The sequence below is a fragment of the Nissabacter sp. SGAir0207 genome, from assembly GCF_005491205.1.
Lineage (GTDB): Bacteria > Pseudomonadota > Gammaproteobacteria > Enterobacterales > Enterobacteriaceae > Chimaeribacter.
Genome location: NZ_CP028035.1, coordinates 2,841,772 through 2,862,015, shown reverse-complemented (window position 1 = coordinate 2,862,015; position 20,244 = coordinate 2,841,772). Strand labels below are relative to the sequence as shown.

Below are 20,244 nucleotides of genomic sequence, written 5' to 3'. Positions count from 1 at the left end.
CACATATTATGACCGCTACTGCACAGCAGCTTCAGTTTATTAAAGACAGTATCAAGACCATCCCCGACTATCCGAAGCCGGGCATACTGTTCCGTGACGTCACCAGCCTGCTGGAAGATCCGCAAGCCTACGCCGCCAGCATCGCGCTGCTGGCCGAGCGCTATCGCGACAAGGGCGTCACCAAGGTGGTCGGGACTGAAGCCCGTGGTTTCCTGTTTGGTGCGCCGGTGGCCCTGGCGCTGGGCGTGGGCTTTGTTCCGGTACGTAAGCCGGGCAAACTGCCGCGCGCGACCCTGTGCGAAAGCTATGAGCTGGAGTACGGCACCGACAAACTGGAGATCCACACCGACGCGATCCAACCGGGCGACAAAGTGCTGGTGATCGACGACCTGCTGGCGACCGGTGGCACCATTGAAGCGACCGTGAAACTGATCCGCGCCCTGGGCGGCGAGGTGAGTGATGCCGCGTTCATCATTGATCTGCCGGAACTGGGTGGCGAACAGCGCCTGACCCGTCAGGGCATCAACTGCTTCAGCCTGGTCTCCTTCGCCGGTCACTAAGACCCGCATTCAGCCTCGCCGCTCTGGCGAGGCTGTGTTAGCATTACCCTCCAGATTTCCCAACTTCTCCGGTATTAATGAGCTATCAGGTTCTTGCCCGTAAGTGGCGCCCGCAAACCTTCGCTGATGTTGTCGGCCAGGAACATGTCCTGACCGCGCTGGCCAATGGCCTGTCGCTGGGGCGGATTCACCATGCCTATCTCTTTTCCGGAACCCGTGGCGTCGGGAAGACCACCATCGCCCGCCTGCTGGCCAAGGGGCTGAACTGCGAAACCGGGATCACCGCCACCCCGTGCGGCAAGTGCGACAACTGCCGGGAGATTGAGCAGGGGCGTTTCGTCGATCTGATTGAGATTGACGCCGCCTCGCGCACCAAGGTCGAGGACACCCGCGAGCTGCTGGATAACGTCCAGTACGCGCCAGCGCGTGGCCGCTTCAAGGTCTACCTGATCGATGAAGTGCACATGCTGTCGCGCCACAGCTTCAACGCCCTGCTGAAAACGCTGGAGGAGCCGCCGGAGCACGTCAAATTCCTGCTGGCGACCACCGATCCGCAGAAGCTGCCGGTCACCATCCTGTCACGCTGCCTCCAGTTCCACCTGAAGGCGCTGGATGCCAGCCAGATCCGCCAGCAACTGGAGCATGTGTTGCAGGCCGAGCAGATCGCCGCCGAGCCGCGTGCGCTGCAACTGCTGGCGCGCGCCGCCGACGGCAGTATGCGTGACGCCCTGAGCCTGGCCGATCAGGCGATCGCGATGGGGCAGGGGCAGGTGAGCAGCGACACCGTCAGCCAGATGCTCGGCACGCTGGATGATGAGCAGCCGCTGGCGATCATTGAGGCGTTGGTGAGTGGCGAGGGCGAGCGGGTGATGGCGCAGGTCGAGCAGGCCGCGTCGCGTGGCGTGGACTGGGAGGCGCTGCTGGTTGAGACCCTCTCGCTGCTGCACCGCATCGCCATGCTGCAACTGTTGCCTACCACGCTGGATGAGCACTACGCCGCCGTGGAGCAGCGCCTGCGTGAGCTGGCGCGGGTGGTGCCGCCCACCGATCTGCAACTCTATTACCAGACCCTGCTGATTGGCCGCAAAGAGATGGCCTTCGCCCCCGATCGCCGCATGGGCGTGGAGATGGCGCTGCTACGCGCGCTGGCCTTCCACCCGAAAGCGGTGATTGCCGAACCGGTGATGCCAGCGCAGCCTCAGCCTCCGTCGGCACCGGTCGCGCCCGCCTACACGCCACCGCCGGCGCGCCCGATGCCGCAGCCGACCGCTGCGCCGCAAGCTGCCACCGCACCCGTCGCGCAGCCTGCCACGCCGCCGGTTCCGCCCACTGCCGCCCCGGCGCGCCAGCCGGCCCCGGCCACGGAGCCGCCACCGGCCGCGCCGCCCGCTGGCCTGTCGGACACTGCCAAGCTGCTAGAGGCGCGCACCCAGCTGCTGCGGCAACAGGGAAACCACAGCCCAAAAAAAGCTGAGCCGGCGGCGCCTTCTGCGCGGCCGGCCACCTCAGCGCTGGAGCGTCTGGCGTCCGTTACCGAGCGCACCCAGCAGCGGGCGGCGGCCCGTCCGGTAGAGCCGGAAAAACCGGCCAAGCCGGAGGCGTACCGCTGGCGCGCGCAGGCGCAGCCCAACGCCGTGGAGCAGGTGCCGGTAGCGACGCCCAAGGCGCTGCGTTCGGCGCTGGAGCATGAGAAGACCCCGGAGCTGGCGGCAAAACTGGCCGACGAGGCGCTGGAGCGTGATGACTGGGCCGCCTACGTGCACCAGCTGGCGATCCCCAAGCTAGTACAGCAGCTGGCGCTCAACGCCTTCCGCGAAGTGCTGGGGCCGTCATCCCTGCGGCTGCACCTGCGCCCCGCCCAGCGCCACCTGAACAGCCCGTCGGCACAAAAAGCGCTGGCGGAAGCGATCAGCCGTTGCGAGGGGCATCCGGTTGAATTAACAGTGGTTGAAGACGATAATCCAGCGGTGCGGACGCCGCTGGAGTGGCGTCAGGCCATCTATGAAGAGAAACTGGCGCAGGCGCGTCAGTCAATTATCGCGGATAATAACATCCAGACCCTGCGTCGCTTCTTTGATGCGGATCTGGATGAAGACAGTATTCGCCCCCTTTAACTGCCGCGGTGCATGTTGCACCATGCGGCCCAGCGCAAAGAGAGATGACTATGTTTGGTAAAGGCGGTCTGGGTAACTTGATGAAACAAGCCCAGCAGATGCAAGAAAAGATGCAGCAGATGCAGGAAGAAGTCGCCAAGATGGAAGTAACCGGCGAATCCGGCGCTGGCCTGGTTAAAGTCACCATCAACGGCGCGCACAACTGCCGCCGGATCGAGATCGATCCGAGCCTGATGGAAGATGACAAAGATATGCTGGAAGATCTGGTTGCGGCAGCCTTCAACGACGCGGCGCGCCGCATCGACGAAGCGCAGAAAGAGAAGATGGCCTCCGTCTCCAGCGGTATGCAACTGCCGCCGGGCTTCAAGATGCCATTCTGATGCAGACCAGCCCGCTCCTCGAATCCCTGATGGAGGCACTGCGTTGCCTGCCGGGCGTTGGCCCGAAATCGGCGCAGCGCATGGCGTTCCAGCTGTTGCAGCGTGACCGCAGCGGCGGTATGCGTCTGGCGCAGGCCCTGACCCGCGCCATGTCCGAGATTGGCCACTGTGCCGATTGCCGCACCTTCACCGAGCAGGAGATCTGCACCATCTGCGCGAACTCGCGTCGCCAGCAGAATGGCCAGATCTGCGTGGTGGAGAGCCCGGCGGACATCCACGCCATTGAGCAGACCGGCCAGTTCTCCGGCCGCTACTTTGTGCTGATGGGGCACCTCTCGCCGCTGGATGGCATCGGCCCGGATGACATTGGCCTCGACCGTCTGGAAGAGCGCCTTGCTACCGAGTCGATCCAGGAACTGATCCTGGCGACCAACCCCACGGTGGAGGGCGAGGCGACCGCCAACTACATCGCCGCGATGTGCGGGCAGTATGGCGTCCTCGCCAGCCGCATCGCGCACGGCGTCCCGGTAGGCGGCGAGCTGGAGATGGTGGATGGCACCACGCTCTCCCACTCCCTGGCGGGCCGGCACCCGATCCGCTGACAGCACAGGTCGGATCCTCAGGCGCGGGCAACCGCGCCTTTGTCTATTTTCGCACCACTCACATCACCCGCTGGTTGAATTCTTTTTCCCCTATCCCCATCTCCTCTCCATTGTCGGGTTCATCCCGTTGCATTCAGCCCAAACACTGTTTTTAGGATTGAGGTAGAACATGAGTATGAAAGGTCAAGAAACCCGCGGGTTCCAGTCTGAAGTGAAACAGCTGCTTCACCTGATGATCCACTCGCTCTATTCGAATAAGGAAATTTTCCTGCGTGAGCTGATCTCCAACGCCTCCGACGCCGCTGACAAACTGCGCTTCCGCGCGCTGTCTACGCCGGATCTGTATGAGGGCGACGGTGAACTGCGTGTACGCCTCTCCAGCGACAAAGAGAAGCGCACCCTGACCATCAGTGACAACGGCATCGGTATGCGCCGTGACGAGGTGATCGACAACCTCGGCACCATCGCCAAATCCGGCACCAAATCCTTCCTTGAGTCCCTCGGTTCCGATCAGGCCAAAGACAGCCAGCTGATTGGCCAGTTCGGCGTTGGCTTCTACTCCGCCTTTATCGTGGCTGACAAAGTGACCGTGCGCACCCGTGCGGCCGGTGCGGCAGCAGACGAAGCGGTGTTCTGGGAGTCCGCTGGCGAGGGCGACTACACCATCGCCGACATCAGCAAAACCGAACGCGGCACCGAAATCACCCTGCACCTGCGCGAGGGTGAGGATGAGTTCCTCGACGACTGGCGTTTGCGCTCCATCATCGGCAAATACTCCGATCACATCGCGCTGCCGGTGGAGATCCTGAGCCGTAGTGAAGGCGAGGGCGAAGAGGAGAGCACCGAGACCTGGGAAAAGATCAACAAGGCCCAGGCGCTGTGGACGCGCAACAAATCCGAGGTGAGCGAGGAGGAGTACAAGGCGTTCTACAAACACATCGCCCATGACTTCACCGACCCGCTGACCTGGAGCCACAACCGTGTGGAGGGCAAGCAGGAGTACACCAGCCTGCTCTACATCCCGGCACAAGCGCCGTGGGACATGTGGAACCGCGACCACAAGCATGGCCTGAAACTCTACGTCCAGCGCGTCTTTATCATGGACGACGCCGAGCAGTTCATGCCGAACTACCTGCGTTTCGTGCGCGGCCTGATTGACTCCAACGACCTGCCGCTGAACGTCTCGCGTGAAATCCTGCAAGACAGCCGCATCACCCAGAGCCTGCGCGGCGCGCTGACCAAGCGCGTGCTGCAAATGCTGGAGAAACTGGCGAAAGATGACGCCGCCGCGTACCAAACCTTCTGGCAACAGTTCGGTCTGGTGCTGAAAGAGGGGCCGGCTGAGGACAGCGCCAACAAAGAGAGCATCGCCAAACTGCTGCGCTTTGCCTCCACCCACGGCGACAGCGCCGTGCAGAACGTCTCTCTGGAAGAGTACGTCAGCCGCATGGTGGAAGGGCAGGAGAAGATCTACTACATCACCGCAGACAGCTACGCCGCCGCGAAGAGCAGCCCGCACCTGGAGCTGTTCCGCAAAAAAGGCATTGAGGTACTGCTGCTCTCCGATCGCATCGATGAGTGGATGATGAGCTACCTGACCGAGTTCGACGGCAAGCCGCTGCAATCCGTGAGCAAGGCGGACGAGGCGCTGGACAAACTGGCGGACGAGGAGAATGAGCAGCAGAAAGAGGCCGAGAAGGCGCTGGAGCCGTTCGTGGATCGCGTGAAAACCCTGCTGGGCGAGCGCGTGAAAGAGGTACGCCTGACCCACCGCCTGACCGATACCCCGGCGATCGTCACCACTGGCGCGGACGAGATGACCACCCAGATGGCGAAACTGTTCGCCGCTGCTGGCCAACAGGCGCCAGAAGTGAAGTACATCTTTGAGCTGAACCCGGAGCACGCGCTGGTCAAGCGCGCCTCAGCGGTGAGCGAGGACGCGCACTTTGCCGAGTGGGTCGAGCTGCTGCTCGATCAGGCCCTGCTGGCAGAGCGCGGGACGCTGGAGGATCCAAACCTCTTCATCCGCCGCATGAACCAACTGCTGCAAGCCTGATCCCCGGCCTGCATCTGATAAAAGCCTGTATTGCCTGTGCAATACAGGCTTTTTTATGGATCAATTTGCCACTTTCACTCGTAAGTAAAAGTCTGCTATTGCCGCCGCTTCCTTGAGCCGTGCGGCCTGCAATGGTATCGTTGAGCGTTTTCGACATTTTTATAAAAACTACATAGCAAGGGGATTTACGCAATGCGTATTATTCTGCTGGGCGCTCCGGGCGCCGGTAAAGGTACTCAGGCTCAATTCATCATGGAGAAGTACGGCATTCCGCAGATCTCCACCGGTGACATGCTGCGTGCCGCGGTTAAAGCAGGTTCGGAGCTGGGCAAACAGGCCAAAGAGATTATGGATGCCGGCAAACTGGTCACCGATGAGTTGGTGATCGCGCTGGTAAAAGAGCGCATTGCGCAGGAAGATTGCCGTAACGGCTTCCTGCTGGATGGCTTCCCACGTACCATTCCCCAAGCTGACGCCATGAAAGAGGCCGGCATCAAGGTGGATTGCGTGCTGGAGTTTGATGTGCCGGACGAACTGATTGTGGATCGCATCGTGGGCCGCCGCGTGCACCCCGGTTCTGGTCGCGTCTACCACATCAAATTCAACCCGCCGCAGCAGGAAGGCAAGGATGATGTGACCGGTGAAGAGCTGATCACCCGCAAGGACGATCAGGAAGAGACCGTGCGCAAGCGTCTGGAAGAGTACCACACCCTGACTGAGCCGCTGGTGGCCTACTATCGTCAGGAAGCGGACGCCGGCAACACCCAGTACCACAAAATCGACGGCACCCGTAGCGTGGCCGAAGTGCGTGAAGAGCTGGCCAAGCTGCTCGGCTAAGCGTCACCCTTGATATTTAATGCCAGGCCCCGGCCTGGCATTTTTTTAACCATACACTCCCCATATGTATATTTAGCCAGCACCTGTTGCTGCTATCGGTGCCGGTTTTCCCCATATTGGTTACAATAGCTCATCAAAGATTCAACCTGTTACCCTGACGCCCCGGTGTGGTGCGGGGGGCGGATTACAGAAGGAAAGGCTCATGGGGCAAGAGAAAGTTGGGGTCCTGCTGGTTAACCTCGGTACGCCTGAGGCACCGACCCCGCAGGCAGTAAAACGTTATCTGGCGGAGTTCCTCGGCGACAGCCGGGTTGTGGACACCAAACGCTGGCTGTGGTGGCCGATTTTGAACTTTGGCATCCTGCCGTTCCGTTCGCCGCGCGTCGCCAAACTCTACCAGTCCGTCTGGATGGAGGAGGGCTCGCCGCTGATGGTCTTCAGCCGCCGTCAGGAGAAGGCGCTGGCCTCCCGTCTGCCGGGAGTGCCGGTGGAGCTGGCGATGAGCTACGGTAAGCCTTCGCTGCCGGACGCCATCCGTAAGCTGATGGAGCAGGGCGTCACCCAACTGGTGCTGCTGCCGCTCTATCCGCAGTACTCCTGCTCCACCAGTGCCGCGGTATTTGACGCGGTGGCGCGCCATTTGGTGCCGCTGCGCCGGTTGCCGTCGCTGCACTTCATCCGCGACTACGCCGAGCATCCGCAATATATCGAGGCGCTGAAACAGACAGTGCTGCGCTCCTTTGAACAGCACGGCAAGCCAGACCGCCTGATCCTCTCGTTCCACGGCATTCCGCAGCGCTACGCGGATGAGGGCGATGACTACCGCACCCGCTGCGAGGACACCACGCGCGCGCTGTTCGCCGCGCTGGATCTGCCGCCGGGCATGGGCATGATGACCTTCCAGTCGCGCTTTGGCCGTGAGCCGTGGCTGACGCCCTATACCGACGAAACCATGCAGGCGCTGCCTTCGCAGGGCGTCAAGCATGTGCAGCTGATCTGCCCCGGCTTCGCCGCCGACTGTCTGGAGACGCTGGAGGAGATCAAGGAGCAGAACCGCGAAATCTTCCTGGAGGCGGGCGGTGAGACCTTCGAGTACATCGACTGCCTGAACGATGAGCCAGCGCATATCGACCTGCTGGCACAGCTGGTGCGCGACCAGTTCTGATCCCCCCTGACCGGCTGCCTGAGTGCAGCCGGTGATACAAACGGCTCCTTCCGGCGGCAAGTTATGCTACTATCGCCCGCCTGTTTCCCAAGCTGCGCCAATCCCGATGAAATTCCCAGGCAAACGTAAATCCAAACACTATTTTCCCGTCAATGCGCGCGATCCGCTGCTGCAACCGGCCCAGACCGAGAGCGAAACGGCCCGTTCCTACGTGGTCGGCATTGACCAGACGCTGGTGGACATTGAAGCCAGGGTTGATGACGAGTTTATCCAGCGCTATGGCCTGAGCATGGGCCACTCTCTGGTCATCGAAGATGATGTCGCGGATGCGATGTACCAGGAGCTGATGGCGGGCAACCTGATTACCCACCAGTTTGCCGGTGGCACCATCGGCAATACCCTGCACAACTACTCGGTGCTGGCGGACGATCGCTCGGTGCTGCTCGGCGTGATGTGCAACAACGTCCAGATTGGCGGCTACGCCTATCGCTACCTCTGCAACACCTCCAGCCGTACCGATCTCAACTATTTGCAGGGCGTGGATGGCGCGATTGGCCGCTGCTTCACCCTGATTGGCGAGCACGGCGAGCGCACCTTTGCCATCAGCCCCGGCCAGATGAACCAGCTGCGCCCGGAGAGCATCCCGGAAGCGGTGATCGCGGGCGCGTCCGCGCTGGTGCTGACCGCCTATCTGGTACGCTGCAAGCCGGGCGAGCCGATGCCCGAGGCCACCATGCAGGCCATCGCCTACGCCAAGAAGTATCAGGTGCCGGTGGTGCTGACCCTCGGCACCAAGTATGTGATCGCCGATAACCCGGAGATGTGGCGTGAGTTCCTGCGTGAGCACGTCTCCATCCTGGCGATGAACGAAGAGGAAGCCGAGGCGCTGACCGGCCTGAGCGATCCGCTGCTGGCCTCCGACCGGGCGCTGGAGTGGGTGGATCTGGTGCTTTGCACCGCCGGGCCGAATGGCCTCTACATGGCGGGCTACACCGAGGAGTCCGCGCGCCGCCAGAGCAACCGCCCGCTGCTGCCGGGCGCGATTGCCGAATTCAACCTGTATGAGTTCAGCCGCGCGATGCGCCGTGAGCACTGCGAAAACCCGTTCCGCATCTACTCCCACATCGCCCCCTATATGGGCGGCCCGGAGAAGATCATGAACACCAACGGCGCGGGCGACGGCGCGCTCTCGGCGATCCTGCATGACATCGCCGCCAACGGTTACCACCGCACCAACGTGCCGAACTCCAGCAAGCACAGGCACACCTACCTGACCTACTCGTCGCTGTCGCAGGTGTGCAAGTACGCCAACCGCGTCAGCTATCAGGTGCTGAACCAGCACTCGCCCCGCCTGACGCGCGGCCTGCCGGAGCGGGAAGACAGTCTGGAAGAGGCATACTGGGAGCGTTAAGCCCAGCCAGCCAAATGACAACGGGGCGCCTTAGGGCGCCCCGTCTGTTGGTGGGGTTCAGGTCGGTGACACCGGACAGACCGGCAATTTCTCTTCTTCGGTCAGGGTGTCCACCTCCAGCATGTTGAGCATGTTGTTGGCGATCTCCCGTTCGCCCATTACCACCTGGGTGGCGCCGCGATCCAGGATGTAGCTCACCTCGTCGTCATAATGCGCGCGGGCAATGATGATAAGGTCTGGCCGGCGGGCGCGGGCGGCGGCGACAATTTCACCCGCCTCGTAACCATTCGGTATGGTCAGCAGCAGCCAACGGGCGCAGTCCAGCCGCGCCAGATCCATGATCTCCGGGTTGGCGGCGTTGCCCAGCAGGGTAGGGATGCCCTGCTCGCGCAGCGCCTCGACCCGTGGGCGAGTATTCTCTATCACCACCAATGGCACGCCCGCCGCCTGCAACTTACCGCCGAGCAGGCTGCCGACGCGGCCATAGCCTACCAGCAGCGCATGGTTGCACAGCTCCATCGCCGCCTGCGACTCCTCTTCTGTCACCTCCTCCAAACTCTGGTCTTCCAGGCTCTCGCCCTTCTCCAGATAGCGCTCCAGCAGGGTGAACAGCAGCGGGTTGAGCATGATGGAGAGGATGGCACCCGCCAGCACCAGATTGCGGCCATGCTCCGACAGCAGGCCAAGCGAGATACCCAGACCGGCAAGGATAAAGGCGAACTCGCCAATCTGCGCCAGACTGGCGGAGATGGTCAGCGCGGTGCGCGTCGAGTGGCGGAATAGCTTGACCAGCAGGAAGGCGGCGGCCGATTTACCGAACACAATGATTGCCAGCGTCGCCAGCACCGTCAGCGGCTCGCGTAGCAGGATCATCGGGTCAAACAGCATCCCCACTGAGACGAAGAACAGCACCGCGAAGGCGTCGCGCAGCGGCAGGGTGTCATGGGCAGCGCGCTGGCTCAGCTCTGACTCATTCAACACCATGCCAGCGAAGAAGGCCCCGAGCGCAAAGGAGACGTCAAACAGCTTCACCGCACCATAGGCGATGCCGAGCGCCAGCGCCAGCACCGCCAGGGTGAACAGCTCACGCGAGCCCGTGCTGGCGGTGCGGGCGAGGATCCACGGCACCAGCCGGCGGCCGACCACAATCATCAGGGTAATGAACGCGATCACCTTGCCGATGGTGATCCCCAGCTCAATCGCCAGCTCCTGCACGCTGGCGTGATGGTTGTCGATCATATTGCTGAAGGCTGGCAGCAGCACCAGCGTCAGCACCATCGCCAGATCCTCGACAATCAGCCAGCCGATGGCGATCTGCCCACGCTGGCTCTCAATCAGCTGTCGCTCCTCCAGCGCCCGCAGCAGCACCACGGTACTGGCGGTGGAGAGGCAGAGGCCAAACACCAGCCCCGCACCCAGATCCCAACCCAGCATCTGTGACAGCCCGACGCCAAGCAGCGTCGCCACTGCAATTTGTGCCACTGCGCCCGGAATGGCGATGGATTTCACCGCCATCAAATCTTTCAGGGAGAAGTGCAGCCCCACACCAAACATCAGCAAAATCACGCCAATCTCTGCCAGCTCTGGGGCGAGCGAGGTATCAGCGACAAAACCGGGGGTAAAGGGGCCAGCCAGCACGCCGGCGGTCAGGTAGCCCACCAGCGGCGAAATGCGCAGGCGGTTGGCCAACATGCCCAACAGGAAGGCCAATACCAGCCCGCCAACAATCGTGGTAATCAACGGCGTAGAGTGATGCATCCAGGCTCCTTCTTGTCTGCATGGGGAAAAGGGGCGCGTTTTTTAAGTGTATTGCATAAGGGATGATTATGCCCGGCGCGAATTCATATTCAGCAACAAAATAACACGTTTGGGCATAAAAAGATCCTGGAGGCGGATTTATTGCAAAATTTTACGAAAGTGTTGATGGGATAAGGAAAATTCATGGCCGGGCAGGGCAGCACGGCCATGAATTGCATGTCAATTAACGGGATTTGATTTCAGTATTTGGCAAAAATAGCGTCAGGATGCCCAGCAAGGGCAAGAAAGCACAGAGTTTATACACCAGCTCAATGCTGGTGTGATCAGCCACATAGCCGAGCACCGCCGCCCCCAGCCCGCCCATGCCAAAGGCCAGCCCGAAGAACAGCCCGGAGACCATGCCGACTTTACCGGGGATCAGCTCCTGCGCATAAACCAGAATAGCGGAGAAGGCCGAAGCCAAAATCAGGCCGATGATCACTGTCAAAATGCCTGTCCACTCCAGGTTGGCGTAGGGCAATACCAGCGTAAAGGGGGCGACGCCGAGAATCGACACCCAGATCACCCGCTTGCGGCCGATACGGTCGCCCACTGGCCCGCCGATGATAGTGCCCGCCGCCACCGCGAACAGGAAGGCAAACAGGTGATACTGCGCGTTCTGCACCGACAGCCCGAACTTATGCATCAGATAGAAGGTGTAGTAGCTGCTCAGGCTGGTGAGGTAGAAGTATTTGGAGAACACCAGCACCATCAGGATGCACATCGCGAAGGCCACGGTGCGCCCCGGCAAACGGGCGGCCACCGGGCTGGGGCGCGCTTTGCTGGCACGCTGTTGTTGCTGATACCACTTGCTGATCTGTAACAGCACCACGATCGCCAGCAGCGCCGCCAGCGAGAACCAGGCCACCTCGCCCTTGCCGTAGGGGGCAATCACCAGCGCCGCCAGCAACGGGCCGAGCGAGGCACCGACGTTGCCGCCCACCTGAAACAGCGACTGCGCCAGCCCATGCCGGCCGCCGGAGGCCATGCGCGCCACCCGCGACGACTCCGGGTGGAAGATGGAGGAGCCGGTGCCGACCAGCGCCGCCGCCGCCAGCACCATGCCGAAGCTATGGGCAAAGGCCATCAGCAGCAGTCCGCACAGGGTAAAGCCCATACCAATCGGCAGTGACCAGGGCTGCGGCCGCTTGTCGGTGTAGAGGCCGATCAACGGCTGTAACAGTGAGGCGGTAAGCTGGTAGGTGAGGGTAATCAGGCCAATTTGGGTGAAGCTCAGCGAGAACTCACGTTGCAGCAGCGGATAGATGGCGAGGATCAGCGACTGAATCATGTCATTCAGCAGATGCGACACGCTGATGGCCGCCAAAATGGAGAACGCCGTGCGTTTGACGGCCCCGACGCTTTGCTCGGTCATGGGAGAATTTCCTTATTATCGGGCGGTGCAGGCGTCGCCCAGAGCGTGGAAGATCACGTCATCTTAAGCACTCCCTTGCATGAATACCACATCAGTCATATTTTGAGCAGGCTAGCCACCCCGCTGGCTGGCCCTCTCCGTCCCCGCCCGGCTGGAAGAACAAGAGGCAGGACGATCTGGCAACCGCGGTTTTATTGACATCATCATAGGGAGTGTTTATGCGTGCACTGAAATTGACGGCGGCGGCGATGCTGGCGGCCACCTGGCTGGGCCTGCCCGCCACCGGTTATGCCTGGGAAAAAGACCGGACTTACGAGATAACCATCCTGCACACCAATGACCACCACGGCCACTTCTGGCAGAACGGCGATGGCGAGTATGGCCTGTCAGCGCAGAAAACGCTGGTGGACGGCATCCGCAAAGAGGTGGCAGCGGCGGGCGGCAGCGTGTTGCTGCTCTCGGGCGGCGACATCAATACCGGCGTGCCGGAGTCCGATTTACAGGATGCTGAGCCAGATTTCCGCGGTATGCGGCTGATTGGCTATGACGCAATGGCGCTCGGCAACCATGAGTTCGACAACCCGCTCAGCGTGCTGCGTCAGCAGCAGAAGTGGGCCGGTTTCCCGCTGCTCTCCGCCAATATCTACCAGAAGAGCACGCAGACGCGGCTGTTCCAGCCCTATGCGCTATTTGAGCGGCAGGGGATCAAGATTGCAGTGATCGGCCTGACCACCGATGACACCATCAAAATTGGCAATCCAGAGAACTTCACCGACATCGAGTTCCACAAACCGGCCGACGAGGCGAAAAAGGTGGTGGAGTCGCTGCGCGAGAAGGAGAAGCCGGACGTGATCATCGCCGCCACCCACATGGGCCACTATGACAACGGCAACCACGGCTCCAACGCCCCCGGCGACGTGGAGATGGCGCGCAGCCTGCCGGCTGGCTATTTGGACATGATTGTCGGCGGCCACTCGCAAGATCCGGTCTGCATGGCCAGCGAGAACAAAAAGCAGGTCGATTATGTGCCCGGCACCCCCTGTGCGCCAGATCGGCAGAACGGCACCTGGATCGTGCAGGCCCACGAGTGGGGCAAATATGTCGGGCGGGCGGATTTCACCTTCCGCAACGGCGTGCTGACGCTCAAGCACTACCAGCTGATCCCGGTCAACCTGAAGAAGAAAGTGGAGAAGGCGGACGGCAGCAGCGAGAAGGTCTACTACACGCAGGAGATCAAGGAGGACAGCAACATGCTGAAGCTGCTGACGCCCTTTGAGAACCACGGCAAGGCGCAGCTTGACGTCAAGGTCGGCAGCGTCAATGGCCGGCTGGAGGGCGACCGCAGCAAGGTACGCTTCGTCCAGACCAACCTGGCGCGCCTGATCCTCAGCGCGCAGAAGGAGCGCACCAACGCCGATTTCGCGGTGATGAGCGGTGGCGGGGTACGGGACTCGATTGAGGCAGGCGATATCACCTATAAGGATGTGCTGAAGGTGCAGCCCTTTGGCAACACGCTGGTCTATGTGGAGATGAAGGGCAGTGAGGTGGCGGAGTACCTGGCGGCGGTGGCCAACATGCAGGTGGACTCCGGGGCCTACGCCCAGTTCGTTGACGTCGGGCTGGTGGCGGATGGCAAGGGCGTCAGCGACATCATGATCAACGGCCAGCCGTTGCAGACGGATAAGGTCTACCGCATGGCGACCCTGAGCTTTAACGCCACCGGCGGCGACGGCTACCCGAAAATCAGCGATCGCCCGGACTACGTCAACACTGGCTTTGTGGATGCCGAGGTGCTGAAGCAGTATATCGAAAGCCACTCCCCGCTGGATGCCGCCCGCTTCCAGCCGCAGGGCGAGATCGTCTACAAATAAGCACGCCGGGCCGGGTGGCGATCACCCGGCCTTGGCGATGTCAGCGAACAGCCCATCCAGCAGCCGCCGCAGGTCTTGCGGGTTCAGCTCAATATCCAGCCCACGCTTACCACCGGAGACATAGATGGTGGCGAACGCCTGCGCCGGGCCATCAATCACCGTCGGCAGCCGTTTCTTCTGCCCCAGCGGACTGATGCCGCCCACCAGATAGCCGGTGGTGCGCTGCGCCAGTTGTGGGTCGGCCATCTCGGCCTTTTTCGCGCCGAGCGCCTTTGCCACCTTTTTCAAATCCAGTTGGCAGGCCACTGGCGTCACCGCCACCGCCAGCGCCTTGGCGTCACCATTGAGTGAGACCAGCAGGGTTTTGTAGACCTGGCGGGCATCCAGCCCCAACTTTTTTACTGCCTCTTCACCGAAGTGGGTGTCGTGGCTGTCATGCTCATAGGCGTGCAGCGTAAAAGCAACCTTCTGCTTTTCAAGAAGTTTGATTGCGGGTGTCATGGCCTCTCCCGGAATGTGGACGGATGCCCGATTATTGGCGATAACCCCAGCGTCGGCAAGAGCACGCGAACGCACAGGCCGCGTATTGCCAAGGGGACAGGCCATTGTTACTCTGGCGCCGCCGGCAGCGCCATCACTGGCCTGCAAGAGACAAAAATAGAGTCATTCCTCTTTGACGGCCAATAGCGATATTGGCCCCTTTTTTATCCCTCGCGCTCGCTTTTCAGCAGATCCGGCAAGTTGCCCTCGCCATACAGATGCAGCGCCCCGACCGCCACCACATAACGACCGGGCGGCAGCGCCACCAACAGCTGTTGCCAGCGGCGGTTGCGCTGGTGCATCAGCACATCATAGAGATCGTTGCTGAAAGTGGAGGGCAGCACCTTGCCCGCGGCGCTTGACGAGCCAGCCATCCACCAGCCCATCATGGTTTGCAGCAGGCGCGCGTTGGTGTGCCAGTGGGTCAGGGTATCCTCCAGCAGCATCAGCCCGTCCTGGGGCAGTTGCACCAGCAGCTCGACCTGCTGTTGCGCCCCCTCCAGCTCAATGATGCGTTTCTGTTGCTCGCCAGCGGCGGCGATCAGCTGGTAATCGACGCCATACTCCGGCCGCAGCCCCAGTTGCTGCGCCTGTCGCGCCTGCAACATCAGCGCCACCTGCCAGGCAGGCAGTGGATCGAGTTGCGCCTCGTTGGCGGAGAGGGTATCGCAGATATTGAGGAACTGGCGGTACTGCGCTGGCGGCAGGCGCTCGGCCAGCGGTGGCTGTGGCGGCGGATTACCGAACGGCGACTCACTGCCGCTGATGTCCGCCTCAACGATCAGCGCATCCGCCCCCTTCAATTGCGCCAGCAGCGCTGGCGGCAGCGGTGACATATCCATGGTACCCATATGGATGCTGCCGACCAGATGGAGATGGCGCTCGCCCGGCAAGCTGACATCCAGCGCCGGGTAGGCATAGGCCACCGGCGCAATCAGGCCGACGAACGAGGCAAGGCGGTGCAGCAGTTTTCTCATGTAAGGCTCCTGATGGCTCATACATCGTATGCTAACCGCTTGCGCCCGGCAGGTGTAGGGGGATTCGGCTGAATTGAACGGGCCGGGCGGGGTGCCCGGCCCGTGCATCAGGCTTTCGGCGGGGTGTAGCGTAGCAGGCGGTTGGCGTTGCCGACCACGGTGATGGAGGAGAGCGCCATCGCCGCGCCGGCGATCACCGGGCTGAGCAGCGAACCGGTCAGCGGGTAGAGCACTCCCGCCGCCACCGGGATGCCGAGGCTGTTGTAGATGAAGGCCCCCAGCAGGTTCTGCTTCATGTTGCGCAGCGTGGCGCGTGACAGCGCGATGGCATCCGCCACCCCGGCCAGCGAGGGGCGCATCAGCGTCAGGGCGGCGGTCTCCACCGCCACGTCGCTGCCACCGCCCATCGCGATGCCCACGTCGGCCTGCGCCAGCGCTGGTGCGTCATTGATGCCGTCGCCAACCATCGCCACGCGACGCCCTTGCTGTTGCAACTGCGCAATCGCGTCTGCCTTGCCATCGGGCAGCACGCCAGCGATCACCCGATCGATGCCCGCCTCGGTGGCAATCGCCTGCGCCGTGGCCGGGTTGTCACCGGTCAGCATCACCAGTTGGTAGCCTTGGGCGTGTAACCTTTGCAGCGCCGCCCGGCTGTCGGCGCGCAGCGGATCGCGCAGGGCGAACAGGGCCGCCACCCGGCCCTCCACCGCCAGCAGCACCGGTGTCGCGCCCGCCGCCGTCTGCTGTTGCAGCGTGGCCTCGAGCGGGCCAATCTCCACCTGCCGCTGCGCCATCAGCGCCGGGTTGCCGAGCAGCAGCCGGTTACCCTCCACCGTGCCCTCCAGCCCCAGCCCGCCCAGGGTGCGGAATTCTTGTGCCTCCGGCAGCGGGATGCCCTCTGCCCGCGCCAAAATCGCCTGCGCCAGCGGGTGGTGGGAGCCTTGCTCCAGCGCGGCCGCCCAGCGCAGCGCCTGCTGTTCGTTGATGCCGTTGGTCGTCTCCAGTGCGGTAAGGCGCGGGCGTCCCTCGGTCAGGGTGCCGGTCTTGTCGAACACCAACGTATCCAGCGCGGCGGCCTTTTGGAGGGCGTCGGCATCTCGAATCAACACGCCCAGCTCGGCGGCGCGGCCAACGCCCGCGATGATCGACATCGGTGTCGCCAGCCCCAGCGCGCAGGGGCAGGCGATGATCAGCACGGTGGTGGCCACCACCAGCGTATAGATGCCCTGTGGCGCGGGGCCGAACAGATACCACATCAGGGCGCTGAACAGCGCGATCAGCACCACCGTCGGCACAAACACCGCCGAGATGCGATCCGCCAACCGGCCCAGCGCCGGTTTGCTGCTCTGCGCCTGCCGCACCAGCTGGATGATGCGCGCCAGCGTGGTCTGGTTGCCGATGGCATCAGCGCGGAACACCACGCTACCGTCAGTCACCAGCGTACCGGCGCGAAGCATGGCGCCCGCGTCCTTGTGCTGCGGCACGGCCTCACCGGTCAGCATCGCCTCATCCAGCCAGGCCTCGCCGCGCAGGATTTCGCCATCCACCGGCACCCGGTCGCCGGTGGTCAACCGCAGCGCCATGCCGCGCGTCACCTCCGCCAGCGGCAGGGTGCGCTCACCGGATGGCTCCACCACTTTCGCGGTGGGCGGGGTGAGGTCGAGCAGCCGCTCCAGCGCCTGCGAGGAGCGCTGGCGGGCGCGCTGCTCCAGCGCATGGCCAAGGTTAATCAGGCCGACGATCATCACGCTGGCCTCATAGTAGAGGTGGTGCGCCTGCGGCGGGAAGTGCTGCGGCCAGAGGTTGACCAGCATTGAGTAGATCCAGGCCGCGCCGGTGCCCAGCGCCACCAGCGTATCCATCGTGGCGCTGCCGTGGGTCAGGCTGACCCATGCGTTGCGATAGAAGTGGCCGCCGGCGATGGCGAGCACCGCCAGCGTCAGCACGCCGACCATCAGCCACAGCGTCTGGTTGGCAGGCGTCACGCTCATGCTGCCGCCCAGCAGGCCCCAGGCCATCAGCGGCACGCCGACCGCCAGGGCCAGCGCCGCCTGCCAGCTAAAGCGCCGCAGCGCCACGCGGTTGCCCTGCTGCTGGCGCGCGCGTCGCTCGGCGTCATCCTCAATGATCTCTGCGTCATAACCGGCGTGGCTGACGGCGGCGACCAGCGCCGCATTGTCCGCCTTGCCCAGCACCAGCGCGCTACGGTCGGCGAGGTTAACCCGCGCCTGCGCCACGCCCGGCACCTGTTGCAGCGCGTTCTGTACCTTGTTGACGCAACTGGCGCAGCTCATGCCACCGATCAGCAGGTGTTTACCGGGCTGGTCGGCGCGCGCGCCTGCGCCAGTAGTTGCCGGGGTGTCAATTGGGGCCGCTGCCTCAGGTTCCGGCGGGAGAGGGGCAGTAGGGGGCAGCGGCTCAGTTTTTGGGAGCGTTGGCTCCGGCGATGCATAGCCAGCCTCCTCGACCGCCGCCCGCAACGCGACGCGATCCGCCTGGCCGAAGACGCGCGCGTGGTCGAGGGAGACCTCTGCCGCCGCCACGCCCGGTACGGCTTCCAGCGCCTTCTGCACCGCACGGATGCAGTGGTCGCAGCTCAGGCCATCCAGTGGCAGCTCGATATCCGGCTGGTTGGCCAGCTGTGCCTCATAGCCAGCCTGTTCAACATTCTCAATCAACTGTTGCGCCGACACCTCGCCAGCGACGCGGGCGTAGTGCAGCCCAACCTCGGCGGCCGTGACCTGCGGCAGCGCCTCCAGACTCTTTTTCACCCGCTGGACGCAGTGTTGGCAGCTCAACCCATTCAGGGCGAGCAGGGTAGTGGCAGACATGGGGTTCTCCTCTCTCTGGCCGATACACAGGGGAAGCCTGCTCCGGCAATGTGTGGCAGAATAAGCCTTCCAGCAACAGGAAGGTCAAGGGGCAGCACCATGAACATCAGTGATGTGGCAAAAAAAACCGGCCTGACCAGCAAGGCAATCCGCTTTTATGAAGAGAAGGGGCTGGTCACCCTGCCGGCGCGTAGCCTCAACGGCTATCGCACCTACAGTATGAAACATATTGAGGAGTTGACCCTGCTGCGTCAGGCGCGGCAGGTGGGCTTTACCCTGGAGGAGTGCCGCGAGCTTCTGGCACTGTTCCACGATCCGGCGCGCCACAGTGCAGACGTCAAGGCACGCACGCTGGAGAAGGCAGCGGAGATCGAACGGCATATCGACGAGCTTCACCTGATGCGCGCCCGCCTGTTGGCGCTGGCCGAACAGTGCCCCGGCGACGAGGGGGCCGCCTGCCCAATTATCGACAACCTGACTGGCTGCTGCCACCACGCACCTAAATAATCTGGGCATCGCCACACGTTTGCCAGCCCATGCCTGCTTCCGGGAAACGGGCTGGTCATTACATAAAGTGAAGAACTCCCTTTACCGACTAACACATTGGCCACTATTGGTGCTTGTTCGGTATTACTCCGACTGGCAATTGAATTGGGATATTCAATGCTTGCTCTGATTGCATAACCCTAAAAAGTTTTCTTCTCTTTAATAGCTATTTATCCCCGTAAGAAAGTTTAGCGTCGCTTAAATATCATTCGCGATTGATAGTATGAATAATTCTATGCTGACCGCTTTACGCTCACCAGAATTAGTGGTTAAAATTAAAAGGCACAATTCTTATGATGGTATGGCGCTTGATTAAAGGACTAATTCATTCAGGAGGGAAATGTATATGCGTAAGTCATTTTTTGGCAATATGCTTTACGCTTGCGATAAAATAAATCCTGAAGTGGTAACGGATAACTTGCAGCATAAAGCCGATTCTTTTATTGATTTTCAATTTATCAATAGATTGTGCAATATAAAAATGCAAGGAGCTTTTTCTAAAAGCCAAAAAATTAACATCCATAAGAGCAATGTTTATAACGCATTCACTCTCCGTAATTCCGAAGTCGATCTCAACGTTAAGATTACCATCGCCAAAAATTTCTCTGAAAAAAAAGTAAAATTCCCTTTTCAAGGAATAAAGAGTTTTGAATACAAAGCTGGGTGGCCTCAAACTCTACCGTTTCGTCTAACGCTCCCCATCCGGTATCCATTACGTGATTTGGAAGCGGATGCTAATGATCTGATTTTTAATGAAAAAATAAGTGATAAATCAAAATATTACACTACATTCAATGGATTCCATAGTGGGGTGAATGTGCTTATTCCAACCTAAATTTGGTTACTGGAGATTCTTGCAATCGGCTAAGACGAAAAATGTTTTATGGGAATAATAAAATACAGATCTGTCTGGTAGCCATGGCTACGATGAAAGACGTTAATGGCCGGCATAACCCCTGTTTAGGAAGTTAAATTAGATGCTGCCACTAAATTTAACATCATGGATGCATTTAAAGTGATTTTTTGATGAGGGTAATCTCAATCGAAGCATATATGGCTTCAATAGTCGAAATATTTGTTTGCTGATAGTAGTGCTTTTGGGGAGTTGACGTATGTCTACGCAATAGAGAATAACGGCATGAGAATGCCTGTTTATTTGTAGCTGAAAGAAAGCGGCGACCC

At 61.2% G+C, this 20,244-nt stretch carries 16 protein-coding genes; 11 read left to right on the top strand and 5 right to left on the bottom strand.

Annotated features, from left to right (window positions below; genetic code table 11):
• Window positions 1–8: 8 nt before the first annotated feature.
• The 8 genes from apt to C1N62_RS12680 all read left to right on the top strand — a co-directional run bounded on the left by apt (window position 9) and on the right by C1N62_RS12680 (window position 9,125).
• A complete protein-coding gene (gene apt, locus C1N62_RS12715; protein ID WP_137763980.1) occupies window positions 9–560 on the top strand; it encodes an adenine phosphoribosyltransferase in 552 nt (183 codons plus the stop codon).
• A 77-nt stretch (window positions 561–637) separates the two neighbouring features.
• Window positions 638–2,674: a DNA polymerase III subunit gamma/tau gene (gene dnaX / locus C1N62_RS12710; RefSeq protein WP_137763979.1), complete on the top strand. Its 2,037-nt coding sequence runs from the start codon at window positions 638–640 to the stop codon at window positions 2,672–2,674.
• A gap of 50 nt (window positions 2,675–2,724) precedes the next feature.
• Window positions 2,725–3,054, top strand: a complete 330-nt coding sequence (locus C1N62_RS12705; RefSeq protein WP_137763978.1) for a YbaB/EbfC family nucleoid-associated protein — start codon at window positions 2,725–2,727, stop codon at window positions 3,052–3,054.
• Entirely contained in the window at window positions 3,054–3,656 is a 603-nt protein-coding gene (recR, locus tag C1N62_RS12700; protein ID WP_137763977.1) for a recombination mediator RecR, read from the top strand. Before C1N62_RS12705 ends, recR begins: the two co-directional genes overlap by 1 nt.
• Before the next feature lie 175 nt (window positions 3,657–3,831).
• A complete protein-coding gene (gene htpG / locus C1N62_RS12695) occupies window positions 3,832–5,712 on the top strand; it encodes a molecular chaperone HtpG (RefSeq protein ID WP_206057753.1) in 1,881 nt (626 codons plus the stop codon).
• A gap of 192 nt (window positions 5,713–5,904) precedes the next feature.
• Window positions 5,905–6,549, top strand: coding sequence for an adenylate kinase (gene adk / locus C1N62_RS12690; RefSeq protein WP_137763975.1), 645 nt, complete (start codon window positions 5,905–5,907; stop codon window positions 6,547–6,549).
• Window positions 6,550–6,751: 202 nt separating this feature from the next.
• Window positions 6,752–7,714, top strand: coding sequence for a ferrochelatase (gene hemH / locus C1N62_RS12685; protein WP_137763974.1), 963 nt, complete (start codon window positions 6,752–6,754; stop codon window positions 7,712–7,714).
• A 106-nt stretch (window positions 7,715–7,820) separates the two neighbouring features.
• The gene (locus tag C1N62_RS12680) at window positions 7,821–9,125 is read left to right on the top strand and encodes an inosine/guanosine kinase (RefSeq protein ID WP_137763973.1); all 1,305 of its coding nucleotides are present in this window, start codon (window positions 7,821–7,823) and stop codon (window positions 9,123–9,125) included.
• A gap of 57 nt (window positions 9,126–9,182) precedes the next feature.
• Here the strand turns inward: C1N62_RS12680 and ybaL are convergent, their stop codons facing one another.
• Window positions 9,183–10,883, bottom strand: coding sequence for a YbaL family putative K(+) efflux transporter (gene ybaL / locus C1N62_RS12675; protein WP_137763972.1), 1,701 nt, complete (start codon window positions 10,881–10,883; stop codon window positions 9,183–9,185).
• 223 nt (window positions 10,884–11,106) lie between these two features.
• Window positions 11,107–12,297: an MFS transporter gene (locus C1N62_RS12670; RefSeq protein WP_137763971.1), complete on the bottom strand. Its 1,191-nt coding sequence runs from the start codon at window positions 12,295–12,297 to the stop codon at window positions 11,107–11,109.
• A gap of 218 nt (window positions 12,298–12,515) precedes the next feature.
• Here C1N62_RS12670 and ushA point away from each other — a divergent pair, with 218 nt between their 5' ends.
• Entirely contained in the window at window positions 12,516–14,168 is a 1,653-nt protein-coding gene (ushA, locus tag C1N62_RS12665) for a bifunctional UDP-sugar hydrolase/5'-nucleotidase UshA (RefSeq protein ID WP_137763970.1), read from the top strand.
• Between the two features lie 21 nt (window positions 14,169–14,189).
• On the opposite strand, the gene ybaK is transcribed toward ushA, so the two are convergent.
• The 3 genes from ybaK to copA all read right to left on the bottom strand — a co-directional run bounded on the left by ybaK (window position 14,190) and on the right by copA (window position 18,516).
• Window positions 14,190–14,669 carry a Cys-tRNA(Pro)/Cys-tRNA(Cys) deacylase YbaK gene (gene ybaK / locus C1N62_RS12660; protein ID WP_137763969.1) on the bottom strand — a complete coding sequence of 160 codons (480 nt, stop codon included), beginning with the start codon at window positions 14,667–14,669 and terminating at the stop codon, window positions 14,190–14,192.
• Window positions 14,670–14,872: 203 nt separating this feature from the next.
• Complete coding sequence (locus tag C1N62_RS12655) at window positions 14,873–15,685, bottom strand: TraB/GumN family protein (protein WP_137763968.1); 813 nt, start codon at window positions 15,683–15,685, stop codon at window positions 14,873–14,875.
• Window positions 15,686–15,792: 107 nt separating this feature from the next.
• On the bottom strand, window positions 15,793–18,516 hold the full coding sequence (gene copA, locus C1N62_RS12650) for a copper-exporting P-type ATPase CopA (RefSeq protein WP_137763967.1): 2,724 nt from the start codon (window positions 18,514–18,516) through the stop codon (window positions 15,793–15,795).
• Window positions 18,517–18,615: 99 nt separating this feature from the next.
• On the opposite strand from copA, the gene cueR reads away from it, so the two are divergent.
• Both cueR and C1N62_RS12640 read left to right on the top strand, forming a co-directional pair.
• Entirely contained in the window at window positions 18,616–19,023 is a 408-nt protein-coding gene (gene cueR, locus C1N62_RS12645) for a Cu(I)-responsive transcriptional regulator (RefSeq protein ID WP_137763966.1), read from the top strand.
• A 385-nt stretch (window positions 19,024–19,408) separates the two neighbouring features.
• Window positions 19,409–19,897 carry a hypothetical protein gene (locus tag C1N62_RS12640; protein WP_137763965.1) on the top strand — a complete coding sequence of 163 codons (489 nt, stop codon included), beginning with the start codon at window positions 19,409–19,411 and terminating at the stop codon, window positions 19,895–19,897.
• Window positions 19,898–20,244 lie beyond the last annotated feature (347 nt).

Excerpts from the sequence above, each read along its gene's own strand:
- recR (WP_137763977.1), top strand. The coding sequence starts at position 3,054 with ATGCAGACCAGCCCGCTCCTCGAATCCCTGATGGAGGCACTGCGTTGC.
- C1N62_RS12640 (WP_137763965.1), top strand. The coding sequence starts at position 19,409 with ATGCGTAAGTCATTTTTTGGCAATATGCTTTACGCTTGCGATAAAATA.
- C1N62_RS12705 (WP_137763978.1), top strand. The coding sequence starts at position 2,725 with ATGTTTGGTAAAGGCGGTCTGGGTAACTTGATGAAACAAGCCCAGCAG.
- cueR (WP_137763966.1), top strand. The coding sequence starts at position 18,616 with ATGAACATCAGTGATGTGGCAAAAAAAACCGGCCTGACCAGCAAGGCA.
- copA (WP_137763967.1), bottom strand. The coding sequence starts at position 18,516 with ATGTCTGCCACTACCCTGCTCGCCCTGAATGGGTTGAGCTGCCAACAC.
- ybaL (WP_137763972.1), bottom strand. The coding sequence starts at position 10,883 with ATGCATCACTCTACGCCGTTGATTACCACGATTGTTGGCGGGCTGGTA.
- ybaK (WP_137763969.1), bottom strand. The coding sequence starts at position 14,669 with ATGACACCCGCAATCAAACTTCTTGAAAAGCAGAAGGTTGCTTTTACG.
- C1N62_RS12670 (WP_137763971.1), bottom strand. The coding sequence starts at position 12,297 with ATGACCGAGCAAAGCGTCGGGGCCGTCAAACGCACGGCGTTCTCCATT.
- ushA (WP_137763970.1), top strand. The coding sequence starts at position 12,516 with ATGCGTGCACTGAAATTGACGGCGGCGGCGATGCTGGCGGCCACCTGG.
- hemH (WP_137763974.1), top strand. The coding sequence starts at position 6,752 with ATGGGGCAAGAGAAAGTTGGGGTCCTGCTGGTTAACCTCGGTACGCCT.
- C1N62_RS12680 (WP_137763973.1), top strand. The coding sequence starts at position 7,821 with ATGAAATTCCCAGGCAAACGTAAATCCAAACACTATTTTCCCGTCAAT.
- adk (WP_137763975.1), top strand. The coding sequence starts at position 5,905 with ATGCGTATTATTCTGCTGGGCGCTCCGGGCGCCGGTAAAGGTACTCAG.
- apt (WP_137763980.1), top strand. The coding sequence starts at position 9 with ATGACCGCTACTGCACAGCAGCTTCAGTTTATTAAAGACAGTATCAAG.
- htpG (WP_206057753.1), top strand. The coding sequence starts at position 3,832 with ATGAAAGGTCAAGAAACCCGCGGGTTCCAGTCTGAAGTGAAACAGCTG.
- C1N62_RS12655 (WP_137763968.1), bottom strand. The coding sequence starts at position 15,685 with ATGAGAAAACTGCTGCACCGCCTTGCCTCGTTCGTCGGCCTGATTGCG.
- dnaX (WP_137763979.1), top strand. The coding sequence starts at position 638 with ATGAGCTATCAGGTTCTTGCCCGTAAGTGGCGCCCGCAAACCTTCGCT.